Here is a 12,586-nt window from a genome sequence, read left to right on the forward strand (position 1 = left end):
GCCCGGTTACATTCCGAACCCGGAAGCTAAGCCTTTCAGCGCCGATGGTACTGCAGGGGGGACCCTGTGGGAGAGTAGGACGCCGCCGAACAATCATTGTGGGAAAGCCCCGCACCGTATGGTGCGGGGCTTTTCTGCGTTCTGAGGACCCTCGTAGAGGGGAGCCTGGCCCAGGCAAGACCCCCCCTCCTCACAGCCGGCCGGCCGCCTTCAGAGCCAGATACGCGTCCGCGAGAGAGGGAGCGAGTTCATCAGGGCTCGCGTCCACGACGGTGACGCCGTGACGCTGGAGCTGTTCCGCCGTGCGGAGACGCTGGGACTGGGCCTGGGTCGCGGCGGCGGCCTCGTAGACCCCCTCGATGGTGCCGCGCTTGGTCGCCATGTCGGCGATGCGCGGGTCGGCGGGGGAGGCGACCAGGACCGTGTGGCGCTGGGTGAGCTGCGGGAGGACCGGGAGGAGGCCCTCCTCGATCGGGGCGGCATCCAGGCCCGTGAGCAGGACGATGAGAGAGCGGCGCGGGGCGCGGGCCAGGGCGGTGGCCGCCAGGCCGCGGGCGTCGGTCTCGACCAGTGAGGGTTCGAGCGGGGCGAGGGCGTCCACCACGGCGGGCAGGACGTCGCTAGCGGAGCGGCCCTGGACCTGGGCGCGGAGGCGGCGGTCGTAGGCCACGAGGTCGACGCGGTCGCCGGCGCGGGAGGCGAGGGCGGTGAGGAGGAGGGCGGCGTCCATCGCGGCGTCGAGACGGGGGACGTCGCCCACGCGGCCGGCGGAGGTGCGGCCGGTGTCCAGGACGATCAGGATGTGGCGGTCGCGCTCGGGGCGCCAGGTGCGGACGGCGACCGCGGACTGGCGTGCGCTGGCCCGCCAGTCGATGGAGCGGGTGTCGTCGCCGGGCACGTACTCGCGCAGGCTGTCGAACTCGGTTCCCTCACCGCGCGTCAGAACGCTGGTGCGGCCGTCGAGTTCACGCAGGCGTGCCAGGCGCGAGGGCAGGTGCTTGCGGCTGGTGAACGGCGGCAGCACGCGGACCGTCCAGGGGACCTCGTGGTTGCCCTGGCGGGCGGCGAGGCCGAGCGGGCCGTACGAGCGGACGGTGACGCGCTCTGCGCGGCGGTCGCCGCGGCGGGTGGGACGCAGGGCCGTGTTGAGGCGGCGGCGCTCGCCGGCGGGAACCGTCAGCTCCTGGCGCGCGGGGGTCTGGGCGGCGCTCGGGGCCCAGGCGTCGCGGAGTTGGGCGCGTAGGCGGCGGCGGGACGGGTTGGTGACGGTGAGCTTGACGTCGGCGCCGTCACCCAGTCGAACTGACGTGTCACCACTTCGGGTGAACTGGAGCGTTCGCACTGGCGCGGCCATCGCGTAGTCGCACAGAATTGCGAGTGTGAGTGGCGCGTTCACCGCCAGCATCCCCGTCCAACTCGGGGCGAGGATGCCGACGGGAAGCGATCCGATGGCGGCGAGCAGGGCGGTTCGTCCGGTGAGGGCCATGGGGCGCCGTTCTCAGCGGGGTACGGGGACGTGAGCGAGGATCGAGGTGAGGACGGAGTCCGTGGTGACTCCCTCCATCTCGGCCTCGGGCCGCAGTTGGATGCGATGGCGCAGGGTCGGCAGGGCCAGGGCCTTCACATCGTCCGGGGTGACGTAGTCCCGGCCGGTGAGCCAGGCCCAGGCGCGGGCCGTGGAGAGCAGGGCGGTGGTTCCTCGGGGGGAGACGCCGAGGGTGAGCGAGGGGGATTCACGCGTGGCACGGCAGATATCGACGACATAGCCGGCGATCTCGGGGGAGACCGCCACCTTGGTCACGGCCTCCCGGGCGGCCTCGAGTTCGGCCGGGCCGGCGACGGGGCGGACCCCGGCGGCCTTCAGGTCGCGCGGGTCGAAGCCCTGGGCGTGGCGGGTGAGGACGTTGATCTCGTCCTCGCGTGAGGGCAGCGGGACCGTCAGCTTGAGCAGGAAGCGGTCGAGTTGGGCCTCGGGCAGCGGATAGGTGCCCTCGTACTCGACGGGGTTCTGGGTCGCGGCGACGAGGAACGGCTCGGGCAGTGGGCGGGGTGTGCCGTCCACGGTGACCTGGCGTTCCTCCATCGCCTCCAGGAGTGAGGACTGGGTCTTCGGGGGCGTCCGGTTGATCTCGTCGGCAAGCAGCAGGTTGGTGAAGACCGGGCCGGGCTGGAAGGAGAACTCGGCGGTCCGGGTGTCGTAGACGAGGGAGCCGGTGACATCGCTCGGCATCAGGTCGGGTGTGAACTGGACGCGCTTGGTGTCGAGTTCGAGCGCGGCGGCGAGCGTCCGCACGAGGAGGGTCTTGGCGACGCCGGGGACTCCCTCCAGGAGCACGTGGCCCTTGCAGAGCAGGGCGACGACGAGACCGGTGACGGCGGGGTCCTGGCCGACCACGGCCTTCCCGATCTCGGTGCGCAGGGCCTCCAGGGAGGCGCGGGCGCGGTCCGAGCTCGGCACGGTCTCGGGGGTCGGGGCGCTCATGAGGTGCGTACCTCTCTTTCGAGGGCGTCGAGTTGGTCGGCGAGGCGGATCAGGGCGGCGTCGTCGGCGGGTGCCGGGCCGAAGAGGAGGTCCCGGTGGCCGGCCGCGTCGGCGGGGAGCCGGGGGGCCAGTGCCGGGAGGAGCAGATCGGAGGTGTGGGCGTCCTTGGAGGGGACGCCCAGGAGCGGGGCGATGCGGGTGCGGGTCGCGGTGCGCAGGACGGTCGCCGCGCGGTCGCGGGCGTCGGCCTTGCGGTAGAGGCGGGCGCGGCCCTCGGTGGCCTCGGAGGCGCGGACGGCGACGGGGAGTTGTTCGGTCACCAGGGGGCCGAGGCGGCGGCCGCGCCAGATGGCGGCGAGCAGGGCCGCGACGGCGAGCTGGAGGGTGCCCCACAGCCAGCCGGAGGGGACCAGGTCGAAGAAGGAGCCGGTGGGGTCGTCCGCGGCCTCGGGGTCGGCGGGCACATCCGTGAGCGAGGGGAGGTACCAGACGAGATGCGGGCGGGAGCCGAGGAGTTGGAGGGCCAGAGAGGCGTTGCCCTGCTGGGCGAGGTGCTTGTTCGTCAGGAGTTGCGACGACCCGAGCAGGACGGTGTCGGCGTTGCCCGCCCGGGGGACGCGGACCAGCGTCGGCAGGCCGTCGGAGAGGTAGCAGGCGTCGGCGGTGGTCGTGCCGGTCCGGTAGCGCTCGCCGCCCAGTTCGACGCTGCCGGCGCGGGTGGCGTCCGGCAGGGTGCAGCCGGGCTCCAAGCTGGACACCTTGGTGCTCAGGGCGGTGTCGATGCCGGGGGCGAGGGTGCCGACGGAGGGCAGGCCGGCTCCGAGGAGGACGGTGCGTCCGGCCGAGCGGGTCATCGCCTCGTACAGGGTGGACTGCTGCTCGTCGGTCAGCAGGTCCGGCGTGGTGACGAGGAGCGTGGTGTCGGCGCCGGTGGTGGCGGTGGCCTCGGCGAGGCTGTCGACGACGTCCACGCTGACGCCCCGGGCCTTGAGGAGTTCGGCGACGGCCCGGGCTCCGGAGGGATCGGCGGAGCGCGGGTCGAGGTAGCCGCCGCCGTGGTCCGCGGAGCGGACCGTGGCGAGGAGGGTACCGCCGAGCAGGAGCAGGGCCAGGAGCACGAGCGTGCCGCGGGCGCGGGTCCACAGCTGGCGGGGGGTGAGCGAGGCCGAGGTGGCGCTGGTGGCCGAGCGGCTCATCGGGGCGCCTCCGTGAAGGCGGAGGCGGCGGCCGTGGTGAGGGACGGCTTGGTGCGTTCCAGGGCGGTGTCGAGCTGCTCGATGCGCCGGTACGCGGCCTCGTCGGCGGTGCGAGCGCCGTATGTGACGTCGTCGAAGGCGCGGGCGGCGGAGCGCAGCCCGTCGGCGTGGGCGGGCAGGGACCGGCCGGCCTCCGCGGCCGCCTCGTCGGCGGTGCGGCCGGGGCGCGGATCGAGCAGGGTGCGCTCTTCGAGGGAGCGGACGATGGCCCGCATGCGTTCCTGGACGGCCTGGTTCCACTGGCCGGCGGCGGCGTGGCGGGCGGCGGCGGCCCGGTGTTCGGCGGCCGTGCGCGGGCCCTCGTCGAAGAGGGCGTCGCCGCCGCCCGAGGGTGCGCGACGGGGGGTGCCGAGGCGCCACCAGAGGGCGGCGACCAGGGCGATGACGACGAGGACGACGGCCACGACGCCGACGACACCGCCGGGCGTCGCGCCGGCGGCCGCGTCGAAGAGGCCGCCGATCCAGTCCCAGAAGCGGTCGAGGGCGCGCTGGAGAAGACTGGGGTCGTTCTCGTGGTACAGCGGCTTGGACAGTTCCCGCTCCGCCGCCTCCTGGGCGGGGACGCGCGGGATGTCCACCGGTACGTCGCCGGCCGTTCCCCCCGTGAGCCTCACGCCATCAGCCTCCCTGGACGGCGAGTCCGGCGGCCCGGGTGAGCTCGATGTCGAGCGCCTCCCGGCGGATGCGCTGGTCGATGTAGAGGAGGACGGTCACACCGGCCAGGAGCGGGTAGGTGACGGCGCTCGTGATGATCCCGCCGATACCGGTGATGAGCAGGAACGACCAGCTGGTCTCGAAGCCCCCGCTGCTGAGGCCGGCGAGGCCGTCGCCGGAGACGATCACCGCGATGATGCCGAACGGCAGCGCGAGGATGAACGCGACGACGAGCACGATGAGCTGGGTGAGGGCGCTGATGCCGAAGATGCGCCACCACGAGCCCTGCACCAGCTTCGCCGAGCGCTTGAGCGCTTTGATGACGCCCTGGCGCTCCAGCATCAGGGCGGGCGAGGCCAGGCTGAAGCGGATCATCAGCCAGAGCATGACCACGAAGCCGCAGAGGCCGCCGACGGCGGTGAGGGCGGAACCGGCACCGCTGCTCGCGGCTCCGAGGAGGAGGCCGGGCAGCATGCCGACGAACACGACGGCGCCGCCGATCAGCGGCATCAGCAGGGTCAGCCCGAACAGCTGGAGCAGCCGGGGGCGGGCCTCCTGCCAGGCGGTGGCGAGGTCGACGGGGCGGCCGAGGACGGCCCGGCTGATGACGATGGTGAGCAGAGCGGCGCTGACCAGCGTGGCGACGATCATGATCACGTAGGCCGGGATCGAGGCGATCAGACTGACCTTCATCGACTCGGCGGTCTGGGCCATCGCCTCGGCGGGGTCGGCGTCCGGGTTGATCTTCGGGCGGGCCGGGATCAGATAGCGCTGGGTCAGGGTCTCCGCGATCTGCATGATCACCGCGACGGTGACGGAGACGGTGAGAACGGTCCGCCAATACCGGCGCATCGTCGTCACGGCGCCGTCGAGGATCTCGCCCAGCGTCAGCGGGCGCAGCGGGATCACGCCCGGCTTCGCGGCCGCGGGCATGCCCCACTGGCCGTACGGGGGCTGTGCGCCCCAGCCCGGGCCGCCCTGGCCGCCGTACGCGCGAGCCGGTGCCTGCGGCGGTGCGGCGTGGCCGGGACCGGTCGGCGACTGCCACTGGCCGGCGGCCGGCTGCTGCTGGGACCACTGGGGGGCGGAGCCGTTCGTGTCGCCGGGCGTGCCGTCCGGGCCGTCGGCGGGGGCGGATCCGGGCGAGGTCCAGCCCGGAGTGTCGTTCACGGTGGTCCACCTCGAGGATTGGTCGCGGTGCCGGATCGCCGAACCGGCTTGGTCTCAGCGGCCGTCCGCCCGGCAGGGCGGCGGGCCGGGAGCCATCGTGCCACGCGGGGCCCGCCCGCGGGCGGGCCAGGCAGTTCCTGCCCCGCCTTCCCACCGGGGCCGTCGCGGGTCAGACTGTGCCGAACGCCGTTCCACCCGTACGAAACGGCGGCGGGACGGGGGAGCAGTGGACGGTTCTGTCCTGGGTCGGGCCGCAGACGTCACCGCACGGCCAGGCGGTCTTCCTGCTCGCCTGGGGCGCGGCCGCCGCGCTCTGGGGCTGGTTCGCGGCACTGAAGCGGACCGGCGTCGCCGACACCATGGCCGCGTGGGTGGACCAGTCCCAGCAGGACTACGTCGACGCGTACGGGAAGGGCACCCCACCGACCGCCGCGGTGAGCCGGTTCAGGCGCCTGGCCGCCCGGTTCCTCGGGTGGGCGTTCGCGGTCCCGGGGCCGGCCAATGTCGCCGCGGGCATCGGGCTCCTCGTCCGGAGTTGACGGGGCAAGGTACGGTGCTGGGCGGTCACGGGGCCCTACAGGTGCCGTTCACGGCCGTCACCGCAGGTCGGTGAGGTATCTCACCAGCCGCCTTGAGACTGATACGGAAATGGGATGATGTCGATATGAAGGGACGCGTTCTTGTCGTCGACGACGACACGGCACTCGCCGAGATGCTCGGGATCGTGCTGCGGGGTGAAGGTTTCGAGCCGTCGTTCGTGTCGGACGGTGACAAGGCACTCGCCGCTTTCCGTGAGGCCAAGCCGGATCTGGTGCTGCTCGACCTGATGCTGCCCGGTCGGGACGGCATCGAGGTGTGCCGGCTGATCCGGGCCGAGTCCGGGGTGCCGATCGTCATGCTCACGGCCAAGAGCGACACGGTCGACGTCGTCGTCGGTCTGGAGTCCGGGGCCGACGACTACATCGTGAAGCCGTTCAAGCCGAAGGAGCTCGTCGCCCGCATCCGGGCGCGGCTGCGGAGGTCCGAGGAGCCGGCGCCGGAGCAGCTGACCATCGGTGACCTGGTCATCGACGTGGCGGGGCACTCCGTGAAGCGGGACGGGCAGTCGATCGCCCTGACGCCGCTGGAGTTCGACCTGCTGGTCGCGCTGGCCCGCAAGCCGTGGCAGGTGTTCACGCGCGAGGTGCTCCTGGAGCAGGTGTGGGGCTACCGGCACGCCGCCGACACCCGTCTGGTGAACGTGCACGTGCAGCGGCTGCGCTCGAAGGTCGAGAAGGACCCGGAGCGGCCGGAGATCGTCGTGACCGTCCGCGGTGTCGGCTACAAGGCGGGACCGAGCTGACATGACCAAGGGCAGTGCTGCTCCCAAGGCCGGGGACAAGGCCGGGGACCCTGGGGTCCGTGCGGGGCGGGCTGCCGGACCGGGGCGGGGGGGCCGAGGTCTGGGCCGTCTCTTCCAGGACGGGACACCGGGCGGACCCGCGTTCCGGCTGATCGCGCGCTGGGTGCGCCGTCCGCTGCTGCCCGCCGTACGGCTGTGGCGGCGCAACCTGCAGGTGCGGGTCGTCGCGGGCACCCTGCTGATGTCGCTCGGCGTGGTGCTGCTGCTCGGCCTGGTCGTCATCGGCCAGGTCCGCAACGGCCTGCTCGACGCCAAGGAGAAGGCCGCGCAGAGCCAGGCCGCCGGCGGGTTCTCCGCCGCGCAGGACCGGGCCGCGACCACGCAGCCCGCGCCGGGCGAGCAGGACGGCGGCCGGGCCGGGTCCTCGGTGAACTGGCGCTCCACGCTCGTCGAGCAGCTCGCCAGCGGCGGTCAGAGCGCGTTCAACGTGGTCGCGCTCTCCCTGGAGACCGGGGACACCGCCAGCCGCGGCGCCCGCGCCTCCGGCGAGGTCGATCCGACCACGAGCATTCCCGCCGAGCTGCGGCACAGCGTCGCGCAGGGCACCAACACCTTCCAGACGTACGCCCGCATCCACTACACCAGCGGCAAGCCGTCCGAGCCCGGCCTGGTGGTCGGCAAGCGGCTCAACGACGCCGACGGCCAGCCGTACGAGCTGTACTACCTCTTCCCGCTCACGCAGGAGGGCGACTCCCTCGCCCTGGTCAAGGCCACCCTGGCGACCGCCGGGCTGTTCGTCGTCGTCCTGCTCGGCGCCATCGCGTGGCTCGTGGTGCGGCAGGTCGTCACGCCCGTGCGGATGGCCGCCGGAGTCGCCGAGCGACTGTCGGTCAACGGCCTCCAGGAGCGGATGAAGGTCACCGGCGAGGACGACATCGCGCGCCTCGGCGAGGCCTTCAACAAGATGGCGCAGACCCTCCAGCTCAAGATCCAGCAGCTGGAGGAGCTGTCCCGGATGCAGCGGCGGTTCGTCTCCGACGTCTCGCACGAGCTGCGCACCCCGCTGACGACCGTACGGATGGCGGCTGACGTCATCCATGACGCGCGGGCCGACTTCGACCCGGTCACCGCGCGCTCCGCCGAACTCCTCGGCGACCAGCTCGACCGCTTCGAGTCGCTGCTCTCCGACCTGCTGGAGATCAGCCGCTTCGACGCGGGCGCGGCGGCGCTCGAGGCCGCGCCGATAGACCTGCGCGAGGTGGTACGACGGGTCATCGGCGGCGCGGAGCCGCTGGCCGAGCGCAAGGGCAGCCGGATCGTCGTCGTCGGCGACGAGCAGCCCGTGGTGGCCGAGGCGGACGCCCGCCGGGTCGAGCGGGTGCTGCGCAACCTGGTCGTGAACGCCGTCGAGCACGGCGAGGGCAAGGACGTGATCGTGCGGCTGGCCGCCGCGGGCGGTGCCGTCGCCGTGGCCGTACGGGACTACGGCGTCGGCCTGAAGCCCGGCGAGGCGACCCGCGTCTTCAACCGGTTCTGGCGCGCCGACCCGGCCCGCGCCCGCACCACCGGCGGCACGGGCCTCGGCCTGTCGATCGCCGTCGAGGACGCGCGGCTGCACGGCGGCTGGCTCCAGGCGTGGGGCGAGCCCGGTGGCGGCTCGCAGTTCCGGCTGACCCTGCCGCGTACCGCTGACGAGCCGCTGCGTGGCTCCCCCATCCCGCTGGAGCCGGACGACTCGCGGCGCAACCGCGAGCAGGCGGCCCTCTCCGGGGCCGGTACGGGCTCCGGTACGGGTACGGGTGCCGGTGCCGCGTCCGGCGGGCGGCTCGCGGGCGTGCCGATGCAGGCGGCCGGGGCGGCTCGTACGGCGCTGCCCGTACCGCCGCGGATACCGCCGGCGCCGCGGGCCACGGTGGATCCGACGGCCCTGCCGGGCAGCGGAGCCCGGGTGGTCGCCCTGCCCGCGGAGGGCGCCGACGGCGACAGTGGTGAGGCGATGGCGTCGACGCGCGCCGAGCGGGAGGACGGAACTGGTGGGCGCTGACCATCGAGGGAAGCGGGAGACCCTGGGGCGGGGACGGTCGGCGGCCGGTATTTCGGTGGCTGGGCCTTCGGTGGCCGGGCCTGCGACGGCCGCGGGTTCGGCGACTGGGCCTTCGGCGGCGGGAGCCCCTGCGGCGGGACGGTCGGCGGCCGGTCCTTCGGTGACCGGACGGTCGGTGGCCGGGCGGGTCGGGCGCGGCGTGGTGCTCGCCGCCTGCGGGGCGCTTGTGGTGACCGGGTGCGCCGGGATGCCCGACAGCGGGGACGTGCAGGCGGTCAAGGCGTCCAACGCCGGGGACTCGCAGGTGCGGGTGTACGCGGTGGCGCCGCGGGACAACGCCGATCCGGAGGAGATCGTCGACGGCTTCCTGGAGGCCATGACGAGTGACGACCCCGGGTTCGCGACGGCGCGGAAGTACCTGACCAAGCAGGCCGCGCGGACGTGGCGGCCGGAGGAGAGCATCACTGTGCTCACCACCGCGCCCGACCGCGACCAGGCCGACCGGCCAGGTGATCCGGACAGCCAGGGGCGGACGTTTCCGATCTCCGGCCGCCGGATCGCGGAGGTCGACGCGAAGCACGCGTACCGGCCGGAGGTGCCGTCCGAGTTCGACACGGCCATCCACGTGGTGCAGCAGACGTCGGCGGACGGCAAGAGCAAGGAATGGCGGATCGACAGCCTGCCGCGGGGCCTGGTGCTCGGCGAGGCGGACTTCCTGCGCAACTACCGCTCGGTCAACAAGTACTACTTCGCCTCCGGCGAGAGCTGGCTGGTCGCCGACCCCGTCTACATCCGGCAGCGCCAGGACCCGGTCACCCGCATGGATCCGGTGACGCAGACCGTCAAGGCGCTCCTGGACGGCCCGACGAAGTGGCTCGGCCCCGCGGTCGACTCGCGCTTCCCGTCCGGTACGGAGCTGCGGGAGGACGTCAGGTCGCTGACGCCCGACGACCAGTCCACCCTCAAGGTCCCGCTCAACGCCAAGGCCGACAACGTCAACGCGCCGGCCTGCAAGGGCATGGCGGCGCAGCTGCTGTTCACGCTGGGCGACCTGACGTCGGTGCGGGTCGAGCAGGTCGAGATCCAGGGCAGCAAGGGCAACCGGCTGTGTCTGCTCGGCAAGGGGCAGGCGCTGCAGGAGTTCTCGCCGGTCCGCAACCCCGGCCGGGGCGAGACCCCGTACTTCGTCGACGAGCACGACCGGCTGATGATGCTGTCGGTCGGCGGCCGTCAGCCGGACAAGCCGGCCGAGGTGCCCGGTCCGTTCGGCAAGGGCGCGGTGCCGCTGCGGTCCGTGGCGGTGGACCGCGAGGAGAACCGCGCGGCCGCGATCGTGAACGACGGGCGCGAGCTGCGCGTCGGCTCGATCACCACCGAGGAGGAGCTCCCGGCGCCGGTCGTGATCAGCAGCGCCCTGCGGCCCGACGACCGGCTGTCGGCGCCCAGCTGGGACGGCCGCGGTGACCTGTGGGTCGCCGACCGCAACCCGCTGAAGCCGCGGCTGTGGCTGGTGCCCGGCGGCCAGGGCGAGCGGGTCGAGGTCAGCACGCCGTGGCTGCGGGACGGTGCCCGCGTCGAGTCGCTGCGGGTCTCCGCGGACGGCGTGCGGATCGCGCTGCTCGTGACCCGGGACCACCGCACCACCCTGCAGATCGGCCGGGTGGAGCGCACCGTCGAGGACGGCCGCGTCGAGGTCACCGTCAAGGACCTGCAGGACGCCGCGCCCCGCCTGGAGTCGGTCACCGCGGTGTCCTGGGCCGGGCCGAGCCGGCTCGTCGTGGTCGGCACGGAGAAGGGCGGCGTGCAGCAGGTGCGGTACGTCCAGACCGACGGCTCCACCTCGGCGACGTCCGTCCTGCCGGGCCTGAACGGCGTCACGTCGGTGGCCGCGCCGTACGGGGCCGACCAGAGCGCGCCGGTGGTCGCGAACTCCGGCAACGACGGCATCGTGCGGCTCGTGCCGGGCGCGAACTGGCAGCCGGTGGTGAAGGCGGGCAACTCGCCGGTCTATCCCGGCTGAGGGCCGGCGCCGGGGGGTCCCGCCGCCTGCGCGACCCGCGCTGGGAGTGCCTGCACCCCGAGTGTCGCGCGCCCGGCGGGGGCCACGACCGGCGCGGCCGCCACGCTGCGCGTGGCACCTGTGCCGCGCGGTCTCCGCGGCGGGCGCGACCGCCCGCTGCTTGCGCCCTGTGCCGCGCGACACCCGCGCCGCACGGGACCAGCGCGCCTGCGCGGCCACGCCGCGCGTGAAGGACGTGCCGCGCGGTCCTCGCGGTCGGACGTGCTCGCCCGCTGCTTGGCGCCCTGCGCCACGCAACACTCGCGCCGCGCTGGTCCCCACACCCGCACGGTGTCGCGCGCCCGGCGCGGCCCCATGCTGCGCGACACCCGCGCGCGCGGGCCCCCCGCGCCGCCCCCCGCCCGCCGTTCTCGGCGGCTGTGGCGGGTTGTCCACAGGGCGTTGTCCACAGGGGTGGCCGGGGGCGCCGTGCGGGGGGACAGTGGTGCCATGCAGGGGTGGTGGCGAGAGGTTGCCGGGCTGGTGCTGCCGGTCTCCTGTGGAGGATGCGGGAGACCCCGTACGGCGCTGTGCCCGCCGTGCGAGGCCGAGCTGGCCGGGAGCGGGCCGGGCAGGGTGCGGCCGGTGCCCGAACCCGTGGGGTTGCCGGTGGTGCATGCCGCCGCGCCGTACGAGGGTGCGGTACGGGCGCTGCTCCTCGCCCACAAGGAGCGCGGCGCGCTGCCGCTCGCCGGGCCCCTCGGCGCGGCGCTGGCCGGGGCCGTGGCGGCCGCTGCCGGGGCCTTGGGCGGACCCGGGGACGGCCCGCTGCTCCTCGTACCGGTGCCGTCCTCGCGGCGCTCCGTGCGGGCGCGTGGCCACGATCCGACGCGGCGGATCGCGCTGGCCGCCGCCGGGCGGCTGCGGCGGTCGGGGCGGGTGGCGCGGGTGCTGCCGGTGCTGCGGCAGCGGCGCTGGGTGGCCGACCAGTCGGGGCTCGGCGCGGGGGAGCGGGCGGCCAACCTGGCGGGGGCGCTGGAGGTCGCGACGGGCGGAGCGCGGCTGCTCGACGAGGCCGGCCGGGCGGGCGGACGGGTGGTACTCGTGGACGACCTGATGACCACGGGGGCCTCGCTCGCGGAGGCGGCTCGGGCACTCGCGGCGGCCCGGTCCGGGGCCCGCGGCGTACACCGTCCGTTCACGTTCCACGGATTAGCGCACAGCTCGAAGGGAGGCGTGGCGGAAGGCCTATTCGAACGGCCGGTGGCGGCGGTAGTCGCATCTTCTCCGGCCTCGTTCGAAATAAACCGGAACTCACGGGGAAGTTGCATCGTTGCAGGTGGTGAGAGGTGAAAACACCCGAATGAAGGTATGTGGCCGCACCGGGTGCCGACACCCGTCCGAACGAGCTATGTTCGGTTGTGAGGAATGGCGAATGCCACGCCTCACCGAATGCACGGGTGCGCCTACAGGACAGGAGTTCAGGGCGAATTAACCTCTGGTTGGTGGGGTGGGGAGCTTGTCGGCTGGGGAGGAGGAGGTCAGGTCGCCAAGTCCGAGACTCCGGTAATCGCCGGAGTCTGGTGCAAAGGGAGAAGCTCGCCGGCCAAGGAGCCGTACCGAGTGATCCGGGAACGGA

The 12,586-nt window shown here is 73.7% G+C and carries 10 protein-coding genes and 1 rRNA gene; 6 read left to right on the plus strand and 5 right to left on the minus strand.

Annotated elements, in window-relative coordinates:
- Positions 1 to 91 (plus strand): 5S ribosomal RNA (gene rrf, locus ACWEV0_RS03305); the annotation flags it as partial.
- A gap of 99 nt (positions 92 to 190) precedes the next feature.
- Here the strand turns inward: rrf and ACWEV0_RS03310 are convergent.
- Genes ACWEV0_RS03310 through ACWEV0_RS03330 form a run of 5 tightly spaced genes read right to left on the minus strand, consistent with a single transcriptional unit; the run spans position 191 to position 5,562 of the window.
- The gene (locus ACWEV0_RS03310) at positions 191 to 1,486 is read right to left on the minus strand and encodes a DUF58 domain-containing protein (RefSeq protein WP_453146019.1); all 1,296 of its coding nucleotides are present in this window, start codon (positions 1,484 to 1,486) and stop codon (positions 191 to 193) included.
- Positions 1,487 to 1,498: 12 nt separating this feature from the next.
- The gene (locus ACWEV0_RS03315) at positions 1,499 to 2,482 is read right to left on the minus strand and encodes an AAA family ATPase (RefSeq protein WP_453146021.1); all 984 of its coding nucleotides are present in this window, start codon (positions 2,480 to 2,482) and stop codon (positions 1,499 to 1,501) included.
- Positions 2,479 to 3,678: a DUF4350 domain-containing protein gene (locus tag ACWEV0_RS03320; protein WP_453146023.1), complete on the minus strand. Its 1,200-nt coding sequence runs from the start codon at positions 3,676 to 3,678 to the stop codon at positions 2,479 to 2,481. The genes ACWEV0_RS03315 and ACWEV0_RS03320 overlap by 4 nt, the downstream gene beginning before the upstream one ends.
- Complete coding sequence (locus ACWEV0_RS03325; protein WP_453146025.1) at positions 3,675 to 4,352, minus strand: DUF4129 domain-containing protein; 678 nt, start codon at positions 4,350 to 4,352, stop codon at positions 3,675 to 3,677. Before ACWEV0_RS03325 ends, ACWEV0_RS03320 begins: the two co-directional genes overlap by 4 nt.
- Positions 4,353 to 4,356: 4 nt before the next feature.
- The gene (locus ACWEV0_RS03330) at positions 4,357 to 5,562 is read right to left on the minus strand and encodes a hypothetical protein (protein WP_453146027.1); all 1,206 of its coding nucleotides are present in this window, start codon (positions 5,560 to 5,562) and stop codon (positions 4,357 to 4,359) included.
- A 176-nt stretch (positions 5,563 to 5,738) separates the two neighbouring features.
- Between ACWEV0_RS03330 and ACWEV0_RS03335 the strand changes: the two genes are divergently transcribed.
- The 5 genes from ACWEV0_RS03335 to ACWEV0_RS03355 all read left to right on the plus strand — a co-directional run bounded on the left by ACWEV0_RS03335 (position 5,739) and on the right by ACWEV0_RS03355 (position 12,300).
- Positions 5,739 to 6,101, plus strand: a complete 363-nt coding sequence (locus ACWEV0_RS03335; protein ID WP_453146028.1) for a hypothetical protein — start codon at positions 5,739 to 5,741, stop codon at positions 6,099 to 6,101.
- Positions 6,102 to 6,226: 125 nt separating this feature from the next.
- Positions 6,227 to 6,904, plus strand: a complete 678-nt coding sequence (mtrA, locus tag ACWEV0_RS03340) for a two-component system response regulator MtrA (RefSeq protein ID WP_197990047.1) — start codon at positions 6,227 to 6,229, stop codon at positions 6,902 to 6,904.
- Between the two features lies 1 nt (position 6,905).
- Entirely contained in the window at positions 6,906 to 8,948 is a 2,043-nt protein-coding gene (mtrB, locus tag ACWEV0_RS03345) for an MtrAB system histidine kinase MtrB (protein ID WP_453146030.1), read from the plus strand.
- Positions 8,949 to 9,195: 247 nt separating this feature from the next.
- A complete protein-coding gene (locus ACWEV0_RS03350; protein WP_453146205.1) occupies positions 9,196 to 10,968 on the plus strand; it encodes an LpqB family beta-propeller domain-containing protein in 1,773 nt (590 codons plus the stop codon).
- A gap of 489 nt (positions 10,969 to 11,457) precedes the next feature.
- Positions 11,458 to 12,300: a ComF family protein gene (locus ACWEV0_RS03355; protein WP_453146032.1), complete on the plus strand. Its 843-nt coding sequence runs from the start codon at positions 11,458 to 11,460 to the stop codon at positions 12,298 to 12,300.
- Positions 12,301 to 12,586: the final 286 nt, after the last annotated feature.

It is taken from the genome of Streptomyces sp. NPDC003943, from assembly GCF_053605265.1.